At 46.5% G+C, this 25,204-nt stretch carries 24 protein-coding genes; 11 read left to right on the top strand and 13 right to left on the bottom strand.

Annotation, left to right across the window (positions count from 1 at the left end; genetic code table 11):
* Positions 1-45 precede the first annotated feature (45 nt).
* The 3 genes from AB6805_RS16830 (at position 46) to AB6805_RS16840 (ending at position 3,643) form a co-directional block, all read left to right on the top strand.
* The gene (locus AB6805_RS16830) at positions 46-2,010 is read left to right on the top strand and encodes an OmpA family protein (protein ID WP_370910601.1); all 1,965 of its coding nucleotides are present in this window, start codon (positions 46-48) and stop codon (positions 2,008-2,010) included.
* Positions 2,011-2,084: 74 nt separating this feature from the next.
* Positions 2,085-2,900, top strand: a complete 816-nt coding sequence (locus tag AB6805_RS16835; protein WP_370910602.1) for a DUF6597 domain-containing transcriptional factor — start codon at positions 2,085-2,087, stop codon at positions 2,898-2,900.
* A gap of 101 nt (positions 2,901-3,001) precedes the next feature.
* Positions 3,002-3,643, top strand: coding sequence for a DUF2461 domain-containing protein (locus AB6805_RS16840; RefSeq protein WP_370910603.1), 642 nt, complete (start codon positions 3,002-3,004; stop codon positions 3,641-3,643).
* Positions 3,644-3,698: 55 nt separating this feature from the next.
* Here AB6805_RS16840 and AB6805_RS16845 read toward each other — a convergent pair whose 3' ends face one another.
* From AB6805_RS16845 to AB6805_RS16880, 8 genes are all read right to left on the bottom strand, one after another.
* Positions 3,699-5,138: a serine hydrolase domain-containing protein gene (locus AB6805_RS16845; RefSeq protein ID WP_370910604.1), complete on the bottom strand. Its 1,440-nt coding sequence runs from the start codon at positions 5,136-5,138 to the stop codon at positions 3,699-3,701.
* Between the two features lie 78 nt (positions 5,139-5,216).
* A complete protein-coding gene (locus tag AB6805_RS16850) occupies positions 5,217-5,471 on the bottom strand; it encodes a DUF6755 family protein (RefSeq protein WP_370910605.1) in 255 nt (84 codons plus the stop codon).
* A gap of 23 nt (positions 5,472-5,494) precedes the next feature.
* Positions 5,495-6,022, bottom strand: a complete 528-nt coding sequence (locus AB6805_RS16855; protein ID WP_370910606.1) for a Rieske (2Fe-2S) protein — start codon at positions 6,020-6,022, stop codon at positions 5,495-5,497.
* Positions 6,023-6,032: 10 nt separating this feature from the next.
* The gene (locus AB6805_RS16860; protein WP_370910607.1) at positions 6,033-6,602 is read right to left on the bottom strand and encodes a 4Fe-4S dicluster domain-containing protein; all 570 of its coding nucleotides are present in this window, start codon (positions 6,600-6,602) and stop codon (positions 6,033-6,035) included.
* Between the two features lie 23 nt (positions 6,603-6,625).
* Positions 6,626-8,839, bottom strand: a complete 2,214-nt coding sequence (locus tag AB6805_RS16865; protein ID WP_370910608.1) for a molybdopterin oxidoreductase family protein — start codon at positions 8,837-8,839, stop codon at positions 6,626-6,628.
* Between the two features lie 39 nt (positions 8,840-8,878).
* On the bottom strand, positions 8,879-9,943 hold the full coding sequence (locus AB6805_RS16870) for a hypothetical protein (RefSeq protein WP_370910609.1): 1,065 nt from the start codon (positions 9,941-9,943) through the stop codon (positions 8,879-8,881).
* 36 nt (positions 9,944-9,979) lie between these two features.
* Positions 9,980-11,044 carry a tellurite resistance/C4-dicarboxylate transporter family protein gene (locus AB6805_RS16875; protein WP_370910610.1) on the bottom strand — a complete coding sequence of 355 codons (1,065 nt, stop codon included), beginning with the start codon at positions 11,042-11,044 and terminating at the stop codon, positions 9,980-9,982.
* A 229-nt stretch (positions 11,045-11,273) separates the two neighbouring features.
* Positions 11,274-11,786 (bottom strand): putative immunity protein, encoded by a 513-nt coding sequence (locus AB6805_RS16880; protein ID WP_370910611.1) that lies wholly within the window; start codon positions 11,784-11,786, stop codon positions 11,274-11,276.
* A 133-nt stretch (positions 11,787-11,919) separates the two neighbouring features.
* On the opposite strand from AB6805_RS16880, the gene AB6805_RS16885 reads away from it, so the two are divergent.
* From AB6805_RS16885 to AB6805_RS16905, 5 genes are all read left to right on the top strand, one after another.
* On the top strand, positions 11,920-12,279 hold the full coding sequence (locus tag AB6805_RS16885) for a SnoaL-like domain-containing protein (protein WP_370910612.1): 360 nt from the start codon (positions 11,920-11,922) through the stop codon (positions 12,277-12,279).
* 115 nt (positions 12,280-12,394) lie between these two features.
* Entirely contained in the window at positions 12,395-13,018 is a 624-nt protein-coding gene (locus AB6805_RS16890; RefSeq protein ID WP_370910613.1) for a bifunctional 4-hydroxy-2-oxoglutarate aldolase/2-dehydro-3-deoxy-phosphogluconate aldolase, read from the top strand.
* Positions 13,019-13,035: 17 nt separating this feature from the next.
* The gene (dgoD, locus tag AB6805_RS16895) at positions 13,036-14,184 is read left to right on the top strand and encodes a galactonate dehydratase (RefSeq protein WP_370910614.1); all 1,149 of its coding nucleotides are present in this window, start codon (positions 13,036-13,038) and stop codon (positions 14,182-14,184) included.
* 21 nt (positions 14,185-14,205) lie between these two features.
* Positions 14,206-15,510 (top strand): MFS transporter, encoded by a 1,305-nt coding sequence (locus AB6805_RS16900; RefSeq protein ID WP_370910615.1) that lies wholly within the window; start codon positions 14,206-14,208, stop codon positions 15,508-15,510.
* A gap of 10 nt (positions 15,511-15,520) precedes the next feature.
* Positions 15,521-16,447 (top strand): 2-dehydro-3-deoxygalactonokinase, encoded by a 927-nt coding sequence (locus AB6805_RS16905; RefSeq protein WP_370910616.1) that lies wholly within the window; start codon positions 15,521-15,523, stop codon positions 16,445-16,447.
* A gap of 15 nt (positions 16,448-16,462) precedes the next feature.
* Here the strand turns inward: AB6805_RS16905 and AB6805_RS16910 are convergent, their stop codons facing one another.
* Positions 16,463-16,897 carry a GNAT family N-acetyltransferase gene (locus tag AB6805_RS16910; RefSeq protein WP_370910617.1) on the bottom strand — a complete coding sequence of 145 codons (435 nt, stop codon included), beginning with the start codon at positions 16,895-16,897 and terminating at the stop codon, positions 16,463-16,465.
* Between the two features lie 87 nt (positions 16,898-16,984).
* On the opposite strand from AB6805_RS16910, the gene AB6805_RS16915 reads away from it, so the two are divergent.
* A complete protein-coding gene (locus tag AB6805_RS16915) occupies positions 16,985-18,400 on the top strand; it encodes a PLP-dependent aminotransferase family protein (RefSeq protein WP_370910618.1) in 1,416 nt (471 codons plus the stop codon).
* Between the two features lie 71 nt (positions 18,401-18,471).
* Here the strand turns inward: AB6805_RS16915 and AB6805_RS16920 are convergent, their stop codons facing one another.
* Entirely contained in the window at positions 18,472-19,227 is a 756-nt protein-coding gene (locus AB6805_RS16920; protein WP_370910619.1) for an SDR family oxidoreductase, read from the bottom strand.
* A gap of 159 nt (positions 19,228-19,386) precedes the next feature.
* Positions 19,387-21,987, bottom strand: coding sequence for a sigma 54-interacting transcriptional regulator (locus tag AB6805_RS16925; RefSeq protein WP_370910620.1), 2,601 nt, complete (start codon positions 21,985-21,987; stop codon positions 19,387-19,389).
* A gap of 221 nt (positions 21,988-22,208) precedes the next feature.
* Here AB6805_RS16925 and AB6805_RS16930 point away from each other — a divergent pair, with 221 nt between their 5' ends.
* Positions 22,209-23,879, top strand: a complete 1,671-nt coding sequence (locus AB6805_RS16930; RefSeq protein WP_370910621.1) for a TlpA family protein disulfide reductase — start codon at positions 22,209-22,211, stop codon at positions 23,877-23,879.
* A 27-nt stretch (positions 23,880-23,906) separates the two neighbouring features.
* Here AB6805_RS16930 and AB6805_RS16935 read toward each other — a convergent pair whose 3' ends face one another.
* Positions 23,907-24,089 carry a hypothetical protein gene (locus AB6805_RS16935; protein WP_370910622.1) on the bottom strand — a complete coding sequence of 61 codons (183 nt, stop codon included), beginning with the start codon at positions 24,087-24,089 and terminating at the stop codon, positions 23,907-23,909.
* A gap of 75 nt (positions 24,090-24,164) precedes the next feature.
* Between AB6805_RS16935 and AB6805_RS16940 the strand changes: the two genes are divergently transcribed.
* Positions 24,165-24,704: a prolyl-tRNA synthetase associated domain-containing protein gene (locus AB6805_RS16940; RefSeq protein WP_370910623.1), complete on the top strand. Its 540-nt coding sequence runs from the start codon at positions 24,165-24,167 to the stop codon at positions 24,702-24,704.
* 100 nt (positions 24,705-24,804) lie between these two features.
* On the opposite strand, the gene AB6805_RS16945 is transcribed toward AB6805_RS16940, so the two are convergent.
* Positions 24,805-25,203 (bottom strand): cupin domain-containing protein, encoded by a 399-nt coding sequence (locus AB6805_RS16945; RefSeq protein ID WP_370910624.1) that lies wholly within the window; start codon positions 25,201-25,203, stop codon positions 24,805-24,807.
* Position 25,204: the final 1 nt, after the last annotated feature.

The raw sequence follows: 25,204 nt of genomic DNA on the forward strand, positions 1-25,204 counted from the left end.
AACAGGGGAATTATGCTAAGGTCAAACAATAAATATATTGCAGGAATGATAATTTTATTTGCACTGGGTTGTCTTAACGCCCGGGCGCAATATGTACTTGATGAAGCGAGAAACCAAAGCAACCTGTACAACTATGCAAGGGCGATACCCTTATACGAAAAGGCTTACAGGAAAAAGGAAACGGCCGAAGCAGCAAGGGGAGCCGCCGAAGCTTATTATAAGCAACGGGATTTTTCCCGGGCGGAGTCGTGGTATGCAACACTGTATACCTTAAAAGATCATACGCCTCAAGACGAATTCAGGTATGCGCAAACATTGATTAGAAATGCAAAGTATGCAGATGCAAAGGCATTACTTTTAAAACTTGATACCACCAAAATTTTAAAGAACGCTACCCTTGTTTCAAGAATGATTGTTAGCTGCGACTCTGCTACCTATTGGATTAACCATCCATTACGGGGAGAGCTTGTTAATCTTCATCAGCTTAATTCGTCAAAATCTGATTGGGGTGCAATTACATACAATGGGGAAATTGTTTTTTCCTCAGACAGGCCCACCACCTTGAAAATGAAACGACCGTTTTTCCGCAATTCCAATATTAAGAGGGAAACATACGGTTGGACAGGCGATAGTTACCAGCATCTCTATTCATCCAAAGAAAAGGACAGCGCAAGTATTTCGATGTTTGATACCACGCTGGTAAAGGAATATTATCATACTGCAGGTGCAAGTTTTACAGCAGATGAGAAGGAAATGTTTTTTGCGGGGACACGCTATATAAGAAAGAAAGCAAAGTTTCTAGGTAAGGAGCCCTTCTATGATATCAACATCGAGATATATTACAGCCATTGGGATACTATAGCAAACAGGTGGGGCCATCCCGTGGCGTTTCCTTATAATGATGTATTTGAGAATTCCCTGGGAGATCCGTTCATCTCACCGGATGGTCGAACGCTCTATTTTATCTCAGACGCACCTGCAGATGGTTTTGGCGGAACAGATATTTATTATAGCAAAAGAGTGAATGATACCGGATGGACGCAACCCGTAAATATGGGCAGCGATATTAATACACCAGGTAACGAACGTACGCCGCTCTTTGATAGCAACGGAAATTTCTATTTTGCCAGCGATGGCCGTGCGGGTATTGGAGGTCTTGATATCTATAAGGCATCTCCAACAACAAATGGGGGATGGCAGGTTGTAAATGCCGGCGCTCCCATCAATAGTCCGCAAGATGATTTTTCGCCTTTTTTCAAAAGAGGATATCGCGGATATTTTGCTTCCAATCGGCCCTCAGGTATCGGGAGCGATGACTTGTACGAGTTTAATGCCCTGTTAATATTGGAAGGAGAAGTGCTTCATACAAAAACGGGCGCGGCTATAAATAGTGCAGAAGTGACTTTGAATGATTTAACTAAAAGCACCCCGGTAAAAGTAGTAACAGACGCAGATGGGAAATTCTCCTTTACACTCAGTATGTCTACCGATTATAGTTTGAATGCCGTTAAGCCAGGTCTTATAGCCTCCGCTGTGGAAAGTTTCTCCACGGTACATATGGAAGACTCCACCGTTATACACCGGACGTTATACCTCAACGACATACCGCCGGTGGTGCCAGTATCGCCGGTCGTTGCTATTGAGAATATTTATTACAACTTCGATAAATCAAATATAAGGAGGGATGCTGTTAACCCGCTGGAGCATATTGTTCAGTTAATGAAGGCGCACCCAAACTGGCATCTTAATATAACTTCACACACCGATTCAAGAGGTTCTGACAAGTATAACTTGAAACTTTCTGAACGCCGTGCCCGGGCTGCATTGCAATACCTTATTACACATGGAATTGATGAAAGCAGGTTGACAGCCCGCGGTTACGGCGAAACAAAGCTGGTGAATAAGTGCAGCAATGAAGTGCCATGCTCCGCAGAAGAACATCAGTTGAACAGAAGAAGTGAATTTGAGATTATGAAGAAATCGGGTGGTTTTCGTATTAGCGATTATTGACTGTTAAGTAATTTGCGTAATTTTATGCCGTCATAAATAAGCATCGCAACACGCTAACAAACACCGTCCAATAAATGAATCATCAAATTTATAAACCCCATCAGGACTTATCGTCATTTGTCGAATGTTATTGGACATTGGAAAGCCCAAAAGGAAAAACACCTGGGAAAAACACCATAGTTCCTGATGGTAGTATGAAAATGATTTTTCACTATGGCGATTTGTATAAACAATACCTGGAAGACGGAAGTTGTGTTGCCTTGCCGAAATGCTTTGTAATTGGCCAACTGACACGTCCCCTTGAAGTAGAACCGACGGGAGAAACAGGTACTTTTTTTGTCCGTTTTCATTCATACGGATTTTTACCTTTTACAACCATACCGATAAAAGAAATGGAGAATACAGCCGTTTCATTGGAACAACTGTTTGGGGAGGATGGGAAGGAAATCGGTCAACAGATTTTAAACGCTGATTCAACATCAGAAAGAATAAAATTGATAGAAGCCTTTTTATTAGGCCGGTTAACGGATACTGCCACCATTGACCACATTGTAAAATCAACTGTTGAAACTATTCTGGCAGCCAGCGGTCAATTTTCCGTTGAAGAACTTTCCAAACAAACCAATACCAATCGCAGGCAGTTGGTACGTAAATTTTCATCAGCCATTGGTTTGAGTCCGAAACAATTATCAAAAACCATCAGGTTACAAGCCTCGCTGAAAGTGTTGCTGAATGAGGAACCTGCCAGTCTTATTGCATTAGCCTACCAGTCCGAGTATTACGACCAGGCGCATTTTATTAAGGATTTCAAGGAATTTACAGGACTGACACCCAAAGAATTTTATGGCGACCACTTAAAGATGTCCCTGATCTTTGACAGGAAAGATTAGCATTGTCCCATTTTTACAATTTTATGTTTGAGGCACACCATAACTTTGCTGCTCACATGACAATGGAGCATCTGATGGTGCTCCATTTAATCAACTAAAACATGAAAGTATCTACCCTGAAATTTCTGGAAGAATTAGACGCCAACAATAGCCGGGAATGGTTCAATGAGCATAAAAATATTTATACGGATGCCCGCGAAGATGTTATTTCTTTTGTTGAGGAACTGATAGGGCAAATGGCCAAATTTGATAAGAATATAGCGAAAGTAGATGCCGGCAAATCACTTTTCCGGATATATCGTGATACCAGGTTTTCTCATAACAAAGCCCCTTATAAAACCAATTTCGGGGCAAGCATAGCGGTAGGAAAAGCCGGCTACTATCTGCATATCCAGCCTGGACAATCCTTTCTGGCAGGAGGTATTTACATGCTGGAAAATGATAACCTGAAAACGCTCCGGAAAGAGATTTCCGGCAATGCACGGGAGTTTGAGAAAATCGTGGGCGAAGAAAGTTTCCGGCATTATTTCGGCGGGTTGAGCGAAGAAGGAAAGCTAAAACGTGTTCCTTCCGGCTTTGAAAAAGATGATCCGGTGGGGGAGTACCTGAAACTGAAAAACTTTGTAGCCGTCTGTCCTATTACTGATAAAGCGCTTTTGGAAAAAGATGCCCCAAAGAAGTTGGCTGAAATTTATAGATCTCTGAAACCGCTCAATGATTTTCTAAACGCAGCTTTTGTGTAAAATTCATCCTGTAAGAAAAATGGAAATACCTCAGGTTTATTGATTGCGCTTCAGATCACCTGATCTGCAGACTTTGAAATATCTTCTTTTCAAGACCGAAAAGATAATCCTGGCGCTCATCTTCATTGGCCATGAGCACAAAACCCAGTCCGGATTGGGGATACATGGTACATAATGTATTGTAGCCGACATCATGCCCGCTATGGAAAATACGCAGACCTTTGTCCCAGCTATCTGTTATCATCCAGGTAAGGCCCAATGCAAACCACCTGACATCCCCATAGGTTGGCTTATGCGACAGCAACACTGCTAATTCCTTTTCCTGTACATTGGCTGCTACATACTTAAGCATATCAGCAGGAGTGGATTTTATCGTGAACAGCGATGCAGTTGATCTTAACATGGGAGCCATAGCCTCCCCGTTTCCATTATAAGGAATAGCCAGTTGAACGGTATCGGCCGGAATCAAATTCAGTTTGGTATTATGCATCTGAAATGTATTCCCAAAATAACCCCTTACTAAATTGTCCAGTGATTTACCATATACTTTCTCGAGCGCCATTCTTAATAACATAATGCCCCCTAAGGAGTAATAATAATTAGCGCCGGGTATGGTATCCAGTTTTAAGGTATGCCAGTCTTGTATATACCGGGATGTAGGATAGCTATAGAGAAAATTGTTTTGTTTGTATGAATCCCAATTCTCAAAATCTTTGGGGAAATTGATAAGATTAAACCGGTTAAAGCCACCGGTGTGATTAGCCAGGTTAACCAGTTGTATAGGGTGACCCTGGTACTGTAAATTAGGAAAACTTCCACTCAGGTATTTACGGATATCATCGTTAAGATGCATCTTTCCATCTACAATAGCCTGTGCCAGCAATATCCCGATAAATGTTTTGGCAACAGAGCCTATTTGATAAATAGTATTGCTGTCGGCCAGGTTCCCGGTCTTTTTATTTGCTTCACCATAGTTATATATTTGTTTTTTCCCGTCCTTATATATGCCAATGGAAAGCCCTGCCGCTCTTTTATCACTCATGTAAACGAGCGCATATTTATGCACAATGGAATCCAGTTGACTTTTTAACGGGTTGTCTGTCTGTACCTGCTTATTCGGATCATTCTCCTGCCGGACAAAATTACTGAAGTCGAACAACTTCATTTGTCCATCTTCCACTCTCAATTCAAAATCCAGATTTTTGTTTTTGCCTACCCATTTAAAATGTTTCACAGTACCTAAATCATCCGTCAGCACCGTTGACAAAATTTCACCGGTGATTTCTTTACTTTCCTTGAAACTGTTGATGCAGTAGTCTTTGCTGATATTTGCTTTGAACCATTCGTTTCCTATATGATAGATCCCATCAAAATCATTGCGGTTATAACGGGCAATGATGGAATCATTCACCGCTTTACAGGTGGCCAGGGTAGAAATTTGAGCCAGTGATGACAATTGAGCGAGTAAAAAAGGGATAACGAGAAATGCTTTCATAATGACGCAATATTAAATAATTTGGCCCGTATTTCCCGGTATGGCGAATTTTAGCATAGGTTCCTGATGTATTTCCCTTTATTTCCGGTCATTTTTCCGGTATCCCATAGGCAGGAAGTGCAGCCAGAAGAAACCTATCAGGAATAAAAACAGCGAGGCCAGAAATGCCGGCAGGGCAATATCCCTGTTTTCGCCGAGGGCGTTATTAAGACTGGTATAAAGCAGCCATATCTGGATGCCGATATTCAGGATAAGAATAATGATCAGCGCAGATATGAGCGTGTTTGTTTTATTCGGGTGCGCTTTATTTTGTGCATCTTTAAAATTGCTCATTTTTAATATTGTTAGGTAGATTTTTAAATGGTAGCTGCCTTTTTAGCAGCGTTCTGATTCCCGGCTTTCACATACACATCATCTCCTTTCAATAGTACTTCCAGGGCGGGCAATGGCCTGGGCGGCGGTCCTGCCAGCACTTCGCCTGTCATGGCGTCAAAGAAACCTTCATGGCAGGGGCATACAATCTGCCCGGAGCCGGGCTTATAATACACTGCACAGGAAAGATGGGTGCATTTTTGTTCATATGCCTTCCAGTTGCCGTTTTCCAGTCGTATAAGAATATACGGGATCGTGCTTCCCTCAATAACAAAGGAACGGGTGCCTCCCACAGGAACGCTGGCTGCTTTACAAACAAAATGTTCTCCTGTTACTTCTCCGGGTGGAAAGAAATTGGCTTTAACAGCTACGTAGGCGCTGCCCGCTGCAAGACCGCCGGAAACCAGGCAAAGGAAGCGGGCGAAATCCCGCCGGCTTACCTTGGTGGCTTCGGTTCTTTCTATCGGAAAATCCTCTTTCCAATGAGGTGCTTTTGCGGTTTTATCAGACATACTGTTCAGTTTAATGGATTTTCAGAAAGGTGCTTCCTTTGGGCATCATGATATTTACTTTCGTTGTCACTTCCTGTTCCCCGAAAATGAATTTATTTACGGGGGTACTGTTAGGGCGCATCCGGTTAATTTCTTCCCTGGTGCCGTAAAACAAAGCCTGGCTGGGGCAAACCGTGGCACACATCGGTTTTTTGCCGGCGCTGGTCCGGTCGTAGCACATGTTGCATTTCATCATCATGTCGTATTTCTCTTCTTTGATGGGTACGCCAAAGGGACAAGCCATCACGCAGTTGGAGCAGCCTATGCACCGTGCGGTATTGGCGCTGTGTACTACGCCAAAGTCATCTTTGGAAATAGCGTCAGCAGGACACACTTTCGCGCATACGGGGTCGTCGCAGTGCATGCATACCTGCACCGTGGTTTGGATAGTAACAGCGCGTTCCACATAGTTTACGTGGATCATGCTTTCGTGACCATTGGTTTCGCATTCGGCGCAGGCCATTTCACAGGCTTTGCAGCCAATGCAGCGCTGCATGTCCACGAAAAACTCCATATCGGTTTTGTAGGCGGTAACTTCCATCAGGTTATCCTATTTTGTGTGAATCAGATACTGTCAAATGCAGGTACTTCGCCGGGCTGGGTGAAAACCCCCAACGGCTCCAGCTGGCACGCGCATACTTTGAATTCCGGGATCTTTGACACCGGGTCCAGTGTGCCGATGGTCAGCTGGTTGGCTGATTTTTTGCCAGGCCAGTGATAGGGAATGAATACGGTGTCTTTCCGTATTGTTTCCACAATATTTGCCGGGAAATCGGCGGTGCCGCGCCTGGTGGTTACCCTTACGGTTTCACGTTGCCGGATATTGTATCGTTGTGCCAGTTCAGGATGTATTTCAAGCAGCGGCTCGGGTATCAGCCCCACCAGTTTGCCGATCCGCCTGGTTTGTGTGCCACTGAGGTACTGCGACACTACCCGGCCGGTGGTAAGTACTACCGGGTATTCGTTGTCTGTTACCTCTGACGGTTGCCGGAACGGTGCCGGGTTAAAGTGCGCCTTACCATCCGGGGTGGCAAATTTTTTATCTTCCCACAGTCGTGGTGTGCCCGGATGATCTTCGGAAGGGCAAGGCCAGAAGATGCCCATATTATCTTCCACTTTTTTATAAGTGATGCCATAGTAATCGGCCGTGCCGCCCTTAGAGGCTATGCGCAGTTCGTTGAAAATGGCTTCTGAGCTGGCGTAGTTAAATCGCTCTGCTTCTCCCAGCCTGGCTGCCAGTTCCAGGATAATGGAAGTATCCGTGCGGGCATTTCCCGGAGGGGTAACGGCCTGGCGTATACGAACTACCCGGCCTTCTGCAGTAGTAACGGTACCTTCTTCTTCTTCGTGCAGGGACCCTGCCAGCACGATGTCTGCATGCCTGGCGGTTTCGTTTAAAAAGAAATCGATGCAAACATAGAATTCCAGTTTTTCGAGGGCTTCCCGCACATAGTTATTATTAGGCAAAGATACCAGCGGGTTGAAGCAGATAGACAGCAACCCTTTTACCTCGCCGCGGTGAATGGCTTCTATCAGCTCCCAGGCGGTGAGTCCTTTTCCGGGCAGTTCCTGTTCCGGGATATTCCATACGCCGGCAATATATTTCCGGTGTTCCGGATTGGTGATGTCGCGGTTGCCCGGCAGCTGGTCGCATTTATGTCCGTGTTCCCGGCCCCCTTGTCCGTTACCCTGACCGGTGATGGTGCCGTAACCGCAGTAGGGCCGGCCAATGCGGCCGGTAGCCAATACCAGGTTGATACAGCCCAGCACATTGTCTACTCCTTTGGAATGATGTTCAATACCGCGTGCATGGAGGAGAAAACTGGTGCTGGCTTTGCCCCATAGTTCCGCTGCCATTTGTATTTTTTCCTTTTCGATACCGGTAATGGTTTCTGCCCATTCAAGGGTATAGTCCTGTACTGCTGCAATAGTTTCCTGGAACCCGGTGGTATGCTGATCAATAAAATCATGATCCAGCATATCATGGTCTGCCAGGTATTTAAGCATGGCGCCATACAGGGCAGAATCTGTTCCTGGCTTTATCGCGAGGTGTATGTCAGCCGTTCTGGCTAGCGGAATAACTCTTGGGTCTATGACGATCAGTTTTGCGCCATTGTCTCTTGCCCGCCAAAGCCAGTAGGTGAGGGTAGGGAAGGTTTCGCTTACATTAGCGCCGGTAACAATGATCACCTCCGCATGTTCCAGGTCGGCGTAGCTGTTGGAGGCGCGATCCAGTCCGAACGCCTTTTTATTCCCGGCTCCTGCACTCACCATACATAATCTGCCGTTATAATCCAGGTTGGCGGTTTTTATAGCTACCCGTGCAAATTTTCCCATCAGGTAGCTTTTTTCGTTGGTGAGTGACACCCCGGATAAAACCGCGAAAGCATCTTTTCCATGATCGGCCTGTATCTGCCTGATAGCGGTGGTAACCCTGTTGAGTGCATGATCCCAGGATACCGGCTTAAAACCTTCTCCTTCCACCCGCTCGAGTGGGTCCATCAACCGGTCGGGGTGATTATCCTGCAGGTATCGCTGTACGCCTTTGGGGCAAAGCCGTCCTTCGTTGAAAGGGAATTCCATCCACGGTTCGAATCCAACCACTTTGTTGTTTTTTACCAGCAGCTGAATGCCGCATTGCATACCACAGAAGCAGCAATGTGTTTTAACGGTGGCATCAGGTTCATCCCTGCCGGTGTATCCCTCCTGGGGAGCAAAGTTGAGATGTGGGCCGAAATGGGCAATCAGTTTATCGGTGGAAACGGGTAATTTGGCCATGCTGATCGTATTTTATTTTCGGGTAATGCTTCTTTGCGTTTATCCAAACAGCGTACCGCCTTCCTGCCGGGCCTTCAGATGTGCCTTGGCCAGCAGGGAGCGTTTCCCTTCCGGGCTGTAATCCAGGTGAGAGGTGCCATCTTCCAGGGTGAAGTCGAAACCTAATTGTTTGGTGACGGTCTTCAGGTCGTCTACATGTAGCTGGGAGGTAAATGCTTTGCCCGTATGCGGACAAATCGCCATGCCTCTCTTTTCTCCTTCCCGCTTATAAATATGCGCGCCTATCTGCGCAGGGCGCTGGATAATATGAAAGAACTTGCCAAAGGGAATCCACACCAGGAAAAGGATCACGGAGATGGCATGTGTTACCGACATAAAATCATAGGCGATGCCTTTCATAAAAGCATAGCTGAAATTCAGTCCCAGCCCCGTTACCGAAATAATGATCAGGAGAATCAAGGGGAGCAGATCGCCTTCAAAGGTCTGTGATGCGATCAGGCCCGCATTGGTTAATCTTCTTACTAAAAAAATTACCGCGCCTGCTATAACAAACCAGGAGCACCAGGTCAAAGCATGGAAAATTAAAAATGCCATGACCGACCCCAGTTTAAAGTTCATTACTTTAAAACCGAAAAAGTTGGCAGCATATAATTTAGTGGCTCCCGGATCCAATGCAGATGCAGGGTCCAGGGTGAAATTGATCCAGCCAAGGGTGAGCGGAATGGTAATGGCGAATGCCGCCAGGCAGCCAGATGCCAGCATAAAGTGCGCTATCCACCGTTTTTTGCCCCTGGGGTAGATAAAAGACTGGAACAGGAGGTTCTTTACGGAATCTGCTACCAGGGAAAAAATATGAGCGAAGATTTTTCCGGAGAAGACCAATTGCCAGGTGCGTTTAAAATACATCCAGGTAGGAGGCCTTTGCAGCCATACGCAATAACGGTAAATGCCTCCGAACAGCGCAAACAGGGTTCCGAATAAATAGGCAATTAAAGCAGGGTCAAAATTTTGCAGTTTCCTGGAGCCATAAAATGAAATCACTACACAAACAAGGGTAGCAATAATCGAAATAGTGGCCGCTTTCTTATTGAGAGAATGCTGCATGGGTACATTTTTGGATAGCTGAATAAGACCACGGGGTTATTTCTCTTGTGTTTTTTTTGCTGAAAAAAGATCAATAAACAAACCAATCATCACGATCACCCACGTGCCTAAAGCTAATATAACAAATAAAGCGGAAATAGGTTTCAGGAAACTGAAACCGGTGATGGCCGCATATGTATACGTACATACACCGTACATGCCCAGTGGGAAAACCATGGACCAATACTGGGGATCGTACTTCAACTGCACGCCGGCAATAAAGTGCCGGTAGAAAAACATGATGAATAATAAAGGGAGCCACCAGCTGGCAAACGCCCAGAAAAACATCGTGAACGCCTGTACGAAGCCGGCCCACTCACCGAGTGTTTCATGTGCCCGGGCATACATGACAAGGCGGGAACCTGCCAATGTAATAATCGCCACTGCACCCATATTAATCCAGTAGGGCGGAGTGAGGGTTTCTGCTTTCATGCTGAAAAACAACCACCGGTAAAGGATTAGCCCGATAAGCACAAAGTAAAACATGCCACCTATCATATAAGTACAAAGGGAAATAAATGCAATCAGCCAGTGAAGTGCGCTGCTGTTGGCGATGATGGCGCCCAATACAGCCACCGACTCTGTAGATACAACGATTAATAGCCAGGCGCCATTGATGCTCTGCTCCAGCGAAGGTTTGGGCTCCTTCATAATATTTACAAGGAAGAAAGTATATAACAGCAATATCCAGAGCACAAACCCCGCTATCCACAATGCCAGCGCAATATCCATGCGACCGGTGATAAGCGCCACCTGGCTGCCCAGCACATTGTTACCGGCCACCAGTGTGAGGAAGGTTACGCCCCTGGCCGGATGATGGAGATCATTCCAAACCACTACCGGGAATTTTATAATCCGTAGAATAAGAATGATCCATAACAGCAGGTAAAAAAATATATTTAAACCGAGAAAGATACCGGCCATCCGGGGATGCGACCAAAGGAACATTCCTATAGAAACGATTCCTGTAGCCATTATCAGCGCAAAATAACCAGGGAAGAAGTTTTCCAGAGACGTGGTGTTAACCGGTTGACCAGGATGTGCGAGTCCAGCTTTAGACATGATCAGGGTTTTATGTAATTTAAGATTTACTGCGCATAAAAATCTTTTCGATGTACTTAAAAATTTTGTAAGCTCATTTAAAGAATGGCTGTCGGCAAACTATTCCCCGCAAGAGATACAATACCTGCAAATGAATGATGCCAGTTATCCGGAGTGGCAACCAATAGAAGATTATTTTTCAGCCCTGCTGTCGGCCAGACAAATCAATCAGCTGGATGAGGAGAGCCCCTTACAAGCTGAATACAAACCAGCATATATTATTTCTTAATTGCTGATCGTCAAGAACAAGTTCACGGATGGCATCCGGAAGTTGCTCCCGCTGCCATTGACATTCTTTGCGTCCCATTTCTTTTTTTTCATTTTCCGGAACGGATTCCATCGCTGCTCTGATGGCATAGGCAGCGGCACCAAGTTCATGTGCCGCAACATGGGCCACTGCCACCGCCTGTCCGGCTGCCAATGCCGCAAACCTGGCGGCATCAGGCAATCCTTTTGCAGCAGCATTTGTAGCAAAAGCTGCATTATGCGCCTCTTTCATGGTAATTTCTCCGTTTACCCATGCCCGTGTCAATGCTATTGCTTGTCGTGGCCGGTCGTCATCAGAGGCCTGCTCAAACAGGTGCAGTACATGTTCCGCGCAACTGGCCGCCCATAGTGCCAGCAAATGATGATGGGTATCTGTCAAAGTGCCACCACGTCTTATCGTTATAAATCTTGGATCCCTTTGTTTCGGTAATATCATCGAGTGATTATTTTTTTGAATAGTGAGAAATCCCGCAAATCTCCGTGATATATATCGTCCGCATAACGATTCTTTTAAATCCGCCTGTAATATAAAATGTGTATTTTTATTTTCATCAATAAAAACCCATATTATGACAGTAGAACAAATTGCTTCACGTTTAGTCGAACTTTGCCGGCAAGAAAAATTTGATGTAGCACAAAAGGAACTGTATGCCGATGATGCGGTTAGCATAGAACCGTATGCCACTCCTGACTTTGAAATAGAAACCAAAGGCCGGGAGGCTTTAACTGAGAAAGATAAAAAGTTCAGCGCTATGGTGGAAGCCAGGTATGGCACGGAGGTTTCGGAACCATTGATCGCAGGCAATGTTATTGCATTCGTGCTCACCATGGATCTCAAGATGATTGGCAGGGACCGTATGAAGATGAGTGAGCTTTGCGTATATCATGTGAAAGATGGTAAAATTATTTCAGAGGAGTTCTTCATGTAGCTTACCGGATTATAATATTACGTTTGGGCGTTCCCGTGCCCCGGAGTGTAAGAAATGTTGAAAATACACTTATTTATTTTTATCTTTCCGGTAGACAATAATACGCGTAAATTCCATGTCTACACTCTCTCAGATACTCGAACATAAGATTATTGCCATCATCCGTGGGGTACAGCCGGCAGATGTGCTGCGGGTGGCAGAGGCCATTTATGCCGGTGGTATCCGCCTGCTGGAAATAACCATGAACTCAAGCGAGCCGCTGGCCGTTATCAAAGAAGTGTCCGCTAAAATGGGCGATAAAATGATCATCGGCGCCGGCACTGTGCTGGACGCCGCTACTGCCAGGGAAGCAGCGGCGGCGGGAGCTCGCTTCATACTTTCTCCCATACTGGAACCGGAAGTGGTCAAAGCCGCCCGGGAACTGGGTGTGGTGAGCATTCCCGGCGCCTATACGGCTACTGAAGTTTATGCAGCCTACAAACAGGGAGCAGATATGATCAAGGTTTTCCCGGCTACCTCCGCTGCTTATATCAAAGATATTTCCGCACCACTGCCTAAAATGCACCTGCTACCTACAGGTGGCATCACACCCGAGAACATCAAAGATTTCCAGAAAGCCGGTGCTGCCGGCTTTGGCATTGGCAGCGCCCTGGTGAGTGCAGGCGTTACCGTTACACCGGAATACCTGCAGCAACTCGCCATAAAGGCACAACAGTTCGTCCGCGCCATTCAATCCTGAAAAAGTAATACATCGTTATGAAGATAAAAAGCTATGAACTGTTCCAGGTGCCGCCACGCTGGCTGTTCCTGAAAATAGAAACGGATGAAGGCATTATTGGCTGGGGCGAACCGGTGATAGAAGGAAAAGCCGCCACGGTTAAAACTGCAGTGGACGAGTTAATGGAATACCTCTTGGGCAAAGATCCTATGCATATTGAAGACCACTGGAACGTGATGTACCGCGCCGGCTTTTACCGCGGCGGTCCCATCCTGATGAGCGCCATTGCAGGCATTGATCAGGCGTTGTGGGACATCAAAGGGAAGTATTACAACGCGCCCGTCTACCAGTTATTGGGCGGCAAAGCGCGCGACAAAATGAAGGTCTACTCCTGGATTGGTGGCGACCGTCCCGCGGAAGTAGGAGCGGCTGCCCGTAAAATGGCAGAACAGGGTTTCCTGGCCGTAAAGATGAATGCTACGGAGGAACTGCAGTACATTGATAGTTATGAAAAGATAGATGCAGCCATTGCACGCATTGCCTCCGTGCGCGAAGCCGTTGGACCGGGCATCGGTATCGGCATCGACTTTCACGGCCGTGTGCACAAGCCCATGGCTAAAATACTGGCCAAAGAAATGGAGCCGTTCCGGCCCATGTTCATTGAAGAGCCGGTACTGCCGGAAAATAATGAAGACCTGCGGGAAATTGCACAACATGTAGCCATCCCCATTGCCACCGGTGAGCGCATGTTTTCCAAATGGCAGTTCAAAACACTGCTGAAGGAAGGTTACGTGGATATTATCCAGCCGGATGTTTCCCATGCAGGGGGCATCACCGAATGCAAAAAAATTATCTCCATGGCAGAAGCGTTTGACGTGGCAGCAGCGCCACATTGTCCGCTGGGACCTATTGCGCTGGCGGCCTGCCTGCAGGTAGACGCTACCTGCCACAACGCTTTTATCCAGGAACAAAGCCTGGGCATTCACTACAACCAGGGCAGCGACCTGCTGGATTACCTGGCGGATAAAACAGTATTCCAATACAAGGAAGGCTATGTGGAAATTCCTTCCAAACCAGGTCTTGGTATTGAGATCAACGAAGCGCATGTAAGGAAAATGGCCGCTGAAGGCCACAACTGGCGCAACCCCGTGTGGCGGCATACCGATGGCAGCGTGGCGGAATGGTAAACACAGACCTGTAAAAACTACATGAAAGCACTCAATCCTAATGCAAAACCTTCAAAAATACGCTACCAGGTACTGTTCCTGATATTTGTGAATGTAGTGATCAATTACATGGACAGAAGTAACCTGGCGGTAGCCGCTTCTGAGATAGATAAGGAATTTAAATTGACGCCGGTGCAACTGGGCTTGGTTTTTTCAGCTTTCAGTTGGACGTACCTGCTGTTCCAGATACCCGGTGGCATCCTGGTAAACCGTTTCAGTCCGCATATCCTGTATGCCATCTGCCTTATCAGCTGGTCGTTTGCCACTGTTATGCAGGGATTTGCAAAAGGCTTTGCCTCTCTTTTTGGCCTCCGCATGGCTACCGGCGTATTTGAAGCACCGGCTTTTTCCATCAACAACCGGGTGGTGAGTAATTGGTTCCCCGACAATGAGCGGGCTTCTGCTATTGCTGTGTATACCTCCGGCCAGTTCCTGGGCCTGGCCTTCCTGATGCCGGTACTATCTATGATCCAGCTGGAGGTGGGCTGGAGAGGGCTATTCCTCGTGACCGGCGTCATTGGCATCATCTGGGGAATAGTATGGTACCTGTTTTACCGGGACCCACTCCGGCACAAAAGGGTTAACGCTGCAGAGTTGCAGCATATTGAAAATGGTGGCGGCCTGCTGGACAAGCAAGCTGCCGAAAAGAAAACAGCCTTCCGCTGGACCGACCTGAAAGCGGTGCTTTCCTATCGTAAGCTCTGGGGTATTTATATCGGCCAGTTTGCGGTGAACTCCACACTTTGGTTCTTCCTCACCTGGTTTCCAAAGTACCTGGCAGATTACCGCGGCCTGGATTTCATTAAATCGGGCTACTGGGTGTCCGTGCCTTATGTGGCAGCATTTACAGGCATTTTGTGTTCCGGTTTTTTATCCGATTACCTGGTGAAAAAAGGAGTGTCTACTGCAAAAGCACGAAAGCTGCCCATCATCATAGGCTTATTGCTATCTGCTTTTATACTGGGCGCTAATTATGTAAACCTGCCGGGGCTCATTATCTTTTTTATGTCCCTGTCATTTTTCGGGGTGGGCTTCGCTTCCATCACCTGGATATTTGTATCTACACTGGCGCCCAAACACCTCATCAATCTAACAGGCGGTGTGTTTAACTTCATTGGCCAGCTGGCTGGTATTGTTGTACCCATTGTAATAGGTTTCCTGGCAAGAGGAGGCAACTTTGCACCAGCATTGGTTTTTGTGGCGGTACTCGGACTGCTGGGTGCATGCTCGTATATTTTCCTGGTGGGGAATGTGGAACGGATAAAAAGGGGAGATGATGAATATTAAACAACAGCACATGAATTATTTTTTAAGTTGTGACTGGGGCACCAGCTCCTTCCGGTTACGATTGGTGGAAGCCGGTAACCTGAACATCATAGCAGAAGAAAAATCCGGTGATGGCATTGCCGGCACTTACCAGCAATGGCAGCAAACATCGCTGCCCCGGGAAGATTTTTTTGCGTCGGTTATCAGTCGTCAGATCGATACACTGGCGGAGAGAACAGGTATTGCGCTGCAGGATACGCCGGTAGTGTTGTCCGGCATGGCATCTTCCAGCATTGGCATGGTGGAGTTGCCTTACAAGGAGCTGCCCTTTAACATGAGTGGAGCAGATCTGGCGGTACATACTTTCAACAGGTTCCTCATTATTTCCGGTGCCACCAATGGGCATGACGTAATGCGTGGCGAAGAAACAAAAATAGCTGGCTGCGGGTCATTGTTACCGTATACAATGCAGGACCAATGGCTGCTCATACCAGGTACGCATCCAAAACATGTAGTAGTAAACCGTCGCCAGGTCATTCGTTTTCAAACCTTCATGACAGGCGAATTCTTTGACCTGCTCTCTACCCACAGCATCCTCGCCGCATCTGTAGAAAACGGTGCAACGCTGGATGACCTGGCATCGTTCGCCTGCTTCAGGGAAGGGGTACAGGCCGGAAGGTCGGACAACCTGTTGCATGCCGCCTTTATGGTACGCACTAACCAGTTACTAAAAAAGATTCCTGCCGCCCATAACCGTTTTTATTTAAGCGGCCTGCTCATCGGTGCAGAACTGAAGGCTGTGCCACCTGGTACGCCTGTATACCTGGTGGCAGGGCCGCAGCATGCTCCGCTTTACACACTGGCCTGCCAGGTATTGAATATTCCCGTAGCAGCAGTAATAGATGCGGATGAAGCACTGATACGGGGACAACAGGCCGTTATTTCAAATTGGAAATGACGTTTCCCCGGCGCACTATCCAGGCAACTGCAGGTGTATATCAGGCCGGTAAATTTCCTGTACAAATGCCGGATTGGCCAAATCCCTGAATTGAAACTGGCGATATAACCCATGTGCATCTTTGGTATTAAGCATTATTCTCCTTAAACGCTTAGCCCATGGTTGCGCTAATATGTGGGTCAGTATTTTTTTAGAAATTCCCTGTCCCCTGTATTCCTCCAATACATAAAAATCCGCGAACCATCCAAAGGTGGAGTAGTCGGTGATTACCCTTCCAAACCCGATTTGCTGACCACCTGTAAAGGCGCCTGTACAAAACGAATGTTGCAGCGAGTTATCTACCAGTTCATACGAAATCCCTTTCGCCCAGTAGGAATCTTCACTTAAGAAACGATGTATCGCCTGTACATCCATGTGCTCTTTACCGGTTTTAATAATTACTGCTGGCATAATTGTTTTATGCAAAAATAGCTGCAGCCACTCGATTAGCACAGTCTCAGTTTTGCTTATTTTAATGGACACAGTTATATTTGACAAATGAGTAAGGAGTTTCTGTATACTGAAATCACCAATGGCATTGCCGGCCAGATCAGGAGCGGAGTTTTGAGAGCAGGAGACCGGCTGCCTTCCGTCAGGATATTATGCCGGCAACACGGCATTAGCATGAACACTGCTAAAAGGGTATTCCTGGAGCTGGAAGCGCAATCGCTGATTGAATCAAAACCACAATCGGGCTATTTTGTAAGCCGCCTGCCTTACCTGAAACTTCCGCTTCCTGAGGTAAGCAGGCCTTCTCCCGCCCGTAATAATAAAGAGCCGGAAGAACTGATCAGGAAAGTGTATGAAAATATGGGGAGAGATGACCTGATGCCTTTTTCGATTGGCGTTCCTTCCGGAAGTTTGCTGCCTTTGGCGAAGCTGAACAAAGAGATCGTTAAGGCAACGCGTGAGCTGGAGGGATGTGGTACCGCATACGAACCTTTGCAGGGCAATGCAGCATTGCGCCGGATGATTGCCATCCGCTCGCTGGCATGGGGAGGGAACCTGCATGAAAATGACCTGGTCACTACCAGCGGAGGGATGAATGCGTTATCTTTTTGTATGATGGCTTTAGCGAAGCCGGGGGATACCATTGCCATGGAAAGCCCCTGTTACTCCGGTATCCTGCAATTAGCCAGGAGTATGGGACTAAAAGTACTTGAGCTTCCTACACATCCCACCACGGGTATTGAAATAGACGCTTTAAAAAAGGTGATTGCAAAGATCAACCTTTGCCTGTTGGTGCCAAACTTTAATACGCCTTTGGGTAGCTGTATGCCCGATGAGCATAAAAAAGAAGTGGTGTCGCTGCTGGCCAGGCATCGTATCCCGCTCATTGAGGATGATATATATGGCGATCTGTACTTCGGATCTCAACGTCCGAAATGTTGCAAGTCATTTGATGAAGAGGGGACGGTGTTGTATTGCAGCGCTGTTTCCAAAACGCTGGCGCCGGGCTACCGGGTGGGCTGGATTGCACCCGGCAGGTACAAGGAGCAAATATTGAAATTGAAGCTGGTGCATGCCATATCATCGTCTGCCGTTACACACGAGGCGGTCGCGGGTTTCCTGAAAAGCGGCCGGTATGAAAATCATCTTCGCCGGTTGCGTCAAACCTTACAGGGCAATTACCAGCATTATGTAAATGCGATAGCGGAATATTTTCCGGAGGGTACCAAAACCAGCCGGCCGCAGGGCGGACTTAGTTTATGGGTGGAGTTCAATAAAAAAATTAATACCGCCGAACTGTATGACAGCGCCATAAAGCGGAAGATCAGCATTGCCCCGGGAAGGATATTCACCCTGCAGGATCAGTTTGAAAACTGCATGAGGCTTTCCATCGGTTTACCCTGGTCGGAAGAAGTACGGAACAAATTAAAGCTGCTGGGCAAATTGGCGGCACATTCAATGTAAGCACCTATTGTTGGAAAGGAAGCTGCGATCTGTTGACGCACTTTGTTTCAACAGATCGCAGCTCCCTGTTATTATGCTTTCACCGCCTGTGTGGCCCACCAGTTTTCGAAAGTAACCGCACCCTTTTGCGCTTCGCCGGCAGGCACCAGTGCGCTGTGTGTAACTTCACCACCGAAGTACGCAGGCTTACCGTTAGGGATTACTTTACGTGGGTCGTTGGCCAGTTGCAGATAACGCTCCACAATTTTGTACATTTCAAAACGCTCAGGTCCTGCAATTTCTACCCGGCCATTCAACGGGGCAGCCAGTGCATATTTCGCAACGAACTTTGCTACATCATCTGAGGCGATAGGCTGGAACAATACATCTGAAAGATGCACTTCATTACCATCTGTAGCCTGATTGGCGATACCGGCAATAAACTCAATGAATTGCGTGCTGCGAACAATAGTGTAAGGCACGCCTGATTGCTCAATCAGCTCTTCCTGCACTTTTTTTGCACGCATGTAACCAATGTTTTGCATGATATCCACGCCGACAATAGACAATGCTATGTGATGTTTTACGCCTGCATTAATTTCTGCGGCTAACAGGTTATGGCCTGCTGTCTGGAAAAATTCCATGACTGCTTTATCTTCAAAGGAAGGGGAGTTGGCGAGATCAATAACAATATCAGTCTCCTTCATGGCTTCCGCCAGTCCCTCTCCGGTGAGCGTGTTGATGCCAGTTGCCGGGGATGCAGCGATCACCTGGTGACCAGCCTGACGAAGTTGATTTACCACTTTGGTTCCAATGAGACCAGTGCCTCCGATTACTACGATTTTCATATAATTTGATTTTTGTTTTTAATGATGCTACCTATCAGGCCAACCAAATGCCATCTTTAGTAAATCATTAAAAATCAATCAAATAGCGGAAGTTAAGGCATTTGTTTTTCACTGTATTTAATGAAACCACCAGGCCATTCACTTTATTAAGGGATTTTATCAGGAGAAGTAGTCGCTCTTGGTGATGCCCAGTTTTTTTATTTTAGAGTGTAATGTGTTACCGGGAATTTGTAATACTTCTGCTGCACTGCCGGCACCGGAAATCTTGCCTTTACAGCGTTTCAGCGTTTCAATAATATAGCCGCGCTCCACTTCTTCTAGCGACCGGTTTTGCAGGAAAGCCTGTTCATGTTTATCTGCATCTGCACTGCGCGGAATAAAAACATCGCTCAGGGTGCTGTCGGTAGCCAGCAGTACGCTTCTTTCAATAAGATGTTCCAGTTCCCTTACATTGCCAGGCCAGGTATAGCTACGTAATTGCTGTATTACCCTGGGGGCTATTTTCCTGATAGTGCGGCCTGTGTTCCTGCTATATTTCTTTACGAAGAACTGCGTGAGCGCTTCAATATCTTCCAGCCGGTCGCGCAGCGGTGGGAGGTTGATGGGAAATACATTTAACCTGAAATACAGATCGGCGCGGAAGCGGCCGGCTTTTACCTCTTCTTCCAGGTTGCGGTTGGTGGCGGCCACCAGGCGGACATTGATTTTAATGACGTGTTTACCGCCCACGCGTTCCAGTTCGCGCTCCTGGATTACACGCAGCAGCTTGGCCTGTGCTTCCAGTGGCAGCTCCCCGATCTCATCCAGGAATAGGGTACTGTTATCTGCCATTTCAAATTTCCCGATGCGGCGGTCTGTTGCCCCTGTAAAGGCACCGCGTTCATGGCCAAATAATTCACTTTCGATGAGGTTGGACGGAAGCGCCGCACAATTTACTTTCACCATGAGGTTTTCTTTTCGTGGTGAAGCATTGTGAATGGCTCTTGCGATAAGTTCTTTACCGGTACCTGTTTCTCCCAGTATCAACACCGTGGTATTGGACGCCGCAACAAGCCCCATCAGGCGGTATACTTCCTGCATCGCGTCGCCGCTGCCAATGATTTCAGAAAAATTGTATATGGTTTTGATCTGTTCTTTCAGGTAATCATTTTCTATTTCCAGTTGCTTTTTATAAGCCAGCAATTTTTCATTTGCTAATATATTTGCCACAGCAACAGTAATCTGGGAACAGATGCCTTTCAGGAGTAAGGGGCCCAGCGAATCTGCCAGCAGCCAGATGGTGCCGATAATCTTGTCCCCCATACGTAACGGTAAGCCATACACATTTTTCAGGCCGGTGGATTTCCAGAGTTTCGCATAGTCATTGCCGCTTCTTAATTCTTCATCTATATTGAATATTATTCCTTCTTTACTTGCCAGCACCTGTGCAGTATAGGTTTCATCAATTTTAATTTTACTGGAAGATAATTTATCAAAATCTGCCTGGGCGTTTCCGAACAGCCTGCGGTCAAACATAAATACACCCAAATGGATGCCATCATCTTCCAATACACGGATCATGGCAAGCTGTGTATTCATGGTTTTATCCAACACTTCGAAGATGGCCGCCTGCAGCTCATCTTTTGTGCGTACTTTGGTGATGGCGCTGCTGAAGCCCAGCAGAAAGGCCTGTTCTTCCTGTTTTTTGCTCACCTGCTCATTAGCCATAATATTGGCCATGGCTATGGATATCTGCGCACAAATCCCCTGCAGCAGGTCTATCTTGATCTCTTCAATGTCGAGCAGCAGAATTCCAAGATCGGTTTCCCCGTTGCGCAACCGTATACCCACAAAATTTTCAAAGCCCATCTTTTTCCAGTATTGCAGGTAGGCTGATGTGATCCCTCTTTGTATTTCTCTTTCTACATTAAATAGTAAAGGAATAGCACTATTGAGCACGCGGTTTTGCAAGCCATCGTTAACAGGATATTTTGTTTTCACCAATACAGCGAGCGATTTCTCATCACCTGCAGGTCCCAGATCATATACATATGCACTCATCGTCGCTTTATCTTCATTGATGCGCCGGATGACGAAGCCGCTTTGCTGATCAAGTTTACGCAGCGCCGTGCGAACCGCCCGGGTGAGGTCTTCCTTTGTTCTTACGGTGGCTATATCACTGCTAAAATCGAGGAGGAAAGATTTCTCTTTTTCTTTATTCAGTAATTCTTCGTTTTTAATAATATTGGAAACTGCACCCGACAGCTGTGGTGCGATACCATTCATTACACTCCTGAATTCATGATTAAAGCTGTCTGTCCGGTCGGAGTACAAATGAATAAAGCCCATTGGCTTTCCTTCTTTCATCAGTCTTGTCATCAGTATTTCCCTTACCCCTCCTTCATAATTGACATGAAGGAAAGGTGGACTCTGAGGCTTGTCCATGATTTCTTCCAGCAGAAAAGAAACAGGTGCTTCTGCTGTCAGTACCGCCTGTATGAAGGGGTCGTTCAGGGAAAACCGGCCGGTTACCAGTTCCTTATATTTCAGATGGGTTCTGATGGGAGATCCTTCATTATCCAGCAGAAATGGATAATAGGTTTCGTCTTTATAGTCTATTAAAGTAATAATCGTATGCGTGAAGTAAAATAATCCCTTAATGTTGTTTTTAAAAAGTGTGATCAGGTCATTTTTCTCTCTTACTTTGGTAATATCGTTGCCGAGATCCAGCAATATCTTTCTTTCCTGCTCAAGTATTGCTTTCGTCGGCGGATGAAGCACTGACTCGTTTTTGATGGTTTTTTTCATATGGGGGCAGCCCAACCGGGTGTCTGAATCTTTGTTTGCAAAAAGGTGTGAAGTAATTCAGGCAAAAGGTACAAAAAAAATAAAAGGGGGCAAAGACAAGTATCCGGAACCGGGGTATTTATTTTATGTTAAAATGACACTTATATTATGTAGCTTTCAGATATGATGCCTGACTGGATCAATGATCTGCAGCTATGAAAAAATTCGTTATCCTCTTCCTGATTATTTATCCGGTGATATCGATGGGCCAGGCCCGTACTTTATCCAACGTTCCTGCCTCTCTTAATCCAGGGGATGTTACCATCAATATTTTCATTGAAGGTTATAACCCAAAGGCAGATGCTTTCAGATATCTGAAGTTGAACTATTTCTCTGTCTATAATGGTGTTACCACGACGATACCATGTGAATTAGACAGCGTCGGAAAATCCAGTGTTACTTTCCCCCTGGTATCACCACAGGAGATTATGCTGCTGATAGATGGGAGCTACTCTATGATGTATGCAGTGCCTGGTCAAACTGAAAATGTATACTTCGATCTGGCAGCATTCAAAGCAGGTAAAAAACTGTCTGCCGGGCAAGTTGGCTCCACATTTTTATCCCTTCGTTTCTCTGGTGGGTTGTCGCCCTTTAACCAATACTTAAATGCTTTCTGGCCAAAGCTGCCGGCCATGATTCCTTACGACAACCAAAAGAGAATGATTGACTCGCTGGAGCAATCCGCTTATAAGTCCTGGCGCCTCGCCGTGATGAAAAGAATGCTGGATACCCTGGATGTGTTCAACCGGAACCAACGTACCAGCAATGATTTCCGGCAGGCGATGTCCCAGCATATACATTACTGGGCCGCGGAGGATCTGGTAAGGTATGGCTGGCTGCACCGGCAAGGGAAACGGGAGCCGCTGACCAAAGAATATTTTGATTTTTTAAAGGAAATTCCCATTAATAACACCAAAGCCCTGGTAACCGGAAAGTACGCGGCTTTTTTAAGGGAATATTTCGAAATGTGGATGGGGCGATGGCAATTTATACCCGTTGATGTAACAGACGGGCAATTATATGCCTTTCTTGAAACGAATGCCGGTCCGGTTTCTCAGGAAGGTAAACGGGCGCTTAAAACGCCCAAAGCCAGCCGGAACCCGTCGCAGGAGGCATTGGTGTCGCAGCTTTATTCCCTGTATGAAGTTAATTACAAAAATTTCAGGAACAATTTAAATATCCAGACCTGGCTGGCGCGGGAGTTGCCTCCTGGTATCGGAACAGATATTATGTTAGCGAGGGTAATCAGCAATTATTTAAATCAATTCCGGCAACCACTTTTACCGCAGAATATGCAGCTCATGACCCGGCATATCGGTAATCAACCTGTTTGTGCACTGGTAAAACAGGATAATGAACAGCTTAAGCAGGAACTTGCGGGTACATTTTCGCATGAAGAGAATCATAGTAAATTTAAGTTACAACAGGAAGAGCTCTATCAGAAACTGGTTACCCGTTACAGCGGAAAGGTGATATACATCGACTTCTGGGCTCCCTGGTGCGGGCCCTGTATGGGCGAAATGCCAGCTTCTATAGCGCTGGCAAAAGAACTAAAAGGGAAAGAGGTGGTTTTTCTATACGTTGGAGTGGAGTGTGATCAAAACTTATGGGACACGACTGTGAAAAGAATGTTTGATGGCGGGGAACATTATTATGCAGATAAGAATGAATCAGTACTGCTGGAAGCGAAATTTAATTTTTCGGGTATACCCCGCTACGTGCTTATCGATAAAAAAGGAGGGGTATCGGAGGACAATGCCCCGGCGCCGGGACGATCAGCCATACTAAAAAGCAAAATTGACATTTTGCTTGAAAATAGCCCATAGTGACATACTTTCAGGGATCAGCAGGCATTATATACCCGGTGGTCCCTGAAAGTATATTGCCCGCTGCCTGAGTTCCAGGTATGTTCCACCGAATGAATGGCTGTTGCCCGTAGTGAAATTCTGGAACGACATTTTGAAAGCACCACCTACTTTTTCCTGCTGCTCATGAACGGTACAAAGGAATCCGTAAGGAGGCAGCCAGGAGGCCATTATTTTTTAGCGCCTATCGGTTATCTTTGACCACCAGTGATTTTTCTTTGGAAAGAAATGATAATGAGTATTGATATGTTTTTTGTCAGTGAGGTAAAACAAACCAGGCCACCGGTGTTCAAAACACCGTTACAGCAAATGGTATATGAAATGTTGGAGGAGAGAGGGGTGAAGTATGAGCGGGTAGACAATGATCCTGCTATTACGATGGAAGACTGTGTCAGGATAGATGAGCGGCTGAATATGAAAACGGTAAAAACGCTTTTTCTCTGTAACCGGCAGCAAACAAGTTTCTACCTGGTGGTAACTACCGCCGGGAAGCCTTTTAAAACAAAGGACCTGAGCGCAGCATTAGGGATTTCCCGCCTGTCCTTTGCGCCTGTTGAATTACTGAAATCAATGCTGGGAACAGATATAGGTGCAACCACCATATTCGGGCTGATGCTGGATGAGAAAATGGATGTACAGGTGGTGATCGATAATGATATACTGGCAGAAGAGTGGTACGGCTGCAGCGATGGCACTACCACCAGTTACCTCAAACTGGGTACAGCCTGGGTGATAAACGACTTTATTCCTTCTACCGGCCATACGCCAAAATTTGTACAGCTATAGGCTGCCGGTACCGCTTTTTTAAAGAGAAATATTGTTCGCATAGCCGGTAACGTTAGTTACATACCATAAAGGTACCCTTATGGTATGTAACTAACGGAAATCAGGGTCGCTTATATTCCCCGTCCGTTACATGTTCCAGCCAGTCTACCACTTTACCGTCCAGGTTTTCCTGTATGGCTATATGGGTCATACCATTGGAAGCCGAAGCGCCATGCCAGTGTTTCTCGCCAGGTTCAAACCATACCACATCGCCCGGGCGTACTTCTTCCACTGGTCCGCCCTCACGCTGCACCCAGCCAAGGCCGGCTGTAATGATGATGGTCTGACCCAGGGGGTGCGTATGCCAGGCCGTTCTTGCACCCGGTTCAAAAGTGACTGTAGCCGCGGCGGCCCGGCGGGCATTGTTCGCGTCAAATAAAGGATCAACGCGTACAGCCCCGGTGAACCAGTCGGCTGGTCCTTTGGCAGAGGGTTTGGACCCTATTCTTGTTATTTCCATC

This window comes from Chitinophaga sp. RCC_12 (genome assembly GCF_041360695.1).
In the GTDB taxonomy this organism is placed as follows: Bacteria; Bacteroidota; Bacteroidia; order Chitinophagales; family Chitinophagaceae; genus Chitinophaga.

Excerpts from the sequence above, each read along its gene's own strand:
- AB6805_RS16920 (WP_370910619.1), bottom strand. The coding sequence starts at position 19,227 with ATGAAAATCGTAGTAATCGGAGGCACTGGTCTCATTGGAACCAAAGTG.
- AB6805_RS16945 (WP_370910624.1), bottom strand. The coding sequence starts at position 25,203 with ATGGAAATAACAAGAATAGGGTCCAAACCCTCTGCCAAAGGACCAGCC.
- AB6805_RS16870 (WP_370910609.1), bottom strand. The coding sequence starts at position 9,943 with ATGCAGCATTCTCTCAATAAGAAAGCGGCCACTATTTCGATTATTGCT.
- AB6805_RS16890 (WP_370910613.1), top strand. The coding sequence starts at position 12,395 with ATGTCTACACTCTCTCAGATACTCGAACATAAGATTATTGCCATCATC.
- dgoD (WP_370910614.1), top strand. The coding sequence starts at position 13,036 with ATGAAGATAAAAAGCTATGAACTGTTCCAGGTGCCGCCACGCTGGCTG.
- AB6805_RS16850 (WP_370910605.1), bottom strand. The coding sequence starts at position 5,471 with ATGAGCAATTTTAAAGATGCACAAAATAAAGCGCACCCGAATAAAACA.
- AB6805_RS16845 (WP_370910604.1), bottom strand. The coding sequence starts at position 5,138 with ATGAAAGCATTTCTCGTTATCCCTTTTTTACTCGCTCAATTGTCATCA.
- AB6805_RS16875 (WP_370910610.1), bottom strand. The coding sequence starts at position 11,044 with ATGTCTAAAGCTGGACTCGCACATCCTGGTCAACCGGTTAACACCACG.
- AB6805_RS16840 (WP_370910603.1), top strand. The coding sequence starts at position 3,002 with ATGAAAGTATCTACCCTGAAATTTCTGGAAGAATTAGACGCCAACAAT.
- AB6805_RS16910 (WP_370910617.1), bottom strand. The coding sequence starts at position 16,897 with ATGCCAGCAGTAATTATTAAAACCGGTAAAGAGCACATGGATGTACAG.
- AB6805_RS16880 (WP_370910611.1), bottom strand. The coding sequence starts at position 11,786 with ATGATATTACCGAAACAAAGGGATCCAAGATTTATAACGATAAGACGT.
- AB6805_RS16860 (WP_370910607.1), bottom strand. The coding sequence starts at position 6,602 with ATGGAAGTTACCGCCTACAAAACCGATATGGAGTTTTTCGTGGACATG.
- AB6805_RS16830 (WP_370910601.1), top strand. The coding sequence starts at position 46 with ATGATAATTTTATTTGCACTGGGTTGTCTTAACGCCCGGGCGCAATAT.
- AB6805_RS16835 (WP_370910602.1), top strand. The coding sequence starts at position 2,085 with ATGAATCATCAAATTTATAAACCCCATCAGGACTTATCGTCATTTGTC.
- AB6805_RS16935 (WP_370910622.1), bottom strand. The coding sequence starts at position 24,089 with ATGGCCTCCTGGCTGCCTCCTTACGGATTCCTTTGTACCGTTCATGAG.
- AB6805_RS16865 (WP_370910608.1), bottom strand. The coding sequence starts at position 8,839 with ATGGCCAAATTACCCGTTTCCACCGATAAACTGATTGCCCATTTCGGC.
- AB6805_RS16885 (WP_370910612.1), top strand. The coding sequence starts at position 11,920 with ATGACAGTAGAACAAATTGCTTCACGTTTAGTCGAACTTTGCCGGCAA.
- AB6805_RS16905 (WP_370910616.1), top strand. The coding sequence starts at position 15,521 with ATGAATTATTTTTTAAGTTGTGACTGGGGCACCAGCTCCTTCCGGTTA.
- AB6805_RS16900 (WP_370910615.1), top strand. The coding sequence starts at position 14,206 with ATGAAAGCACTCAATCCTAATGCAAAACCTTCAAAAATACGCTACCAG.
- AB6805_RS16915 (WP_370910618.1), top strand. The coding sequence starts at position 16,985 with ATGAGTAAGGAGTTTCTGTATACTGAAATCACCAATGGCATTGCCGGC.
- AB6805_RS16855 (WP_370910606.1), bottom strand. The coding sequence starts at position 6,022 with ATGTCTGATAAAACCGCAAAAGCACCTCATTGGAAAGAGGATTTTCCG.
- AB6805_RS16940 (WP_370910623.1), top strand. The coding sequence starts at position 24,165 with ATGTTTTTTGTCAGTGAGGTAAAACAAACCAGGCCACCGGTGTTCAAA.
- AB6805_RS16930 (WP_370910621.1), top strand. The coding sequence starts at position 22,209 with ATGAAAAAATTCGTTATCCTCTTCCTGATTATTTATCCGGTGATATCG.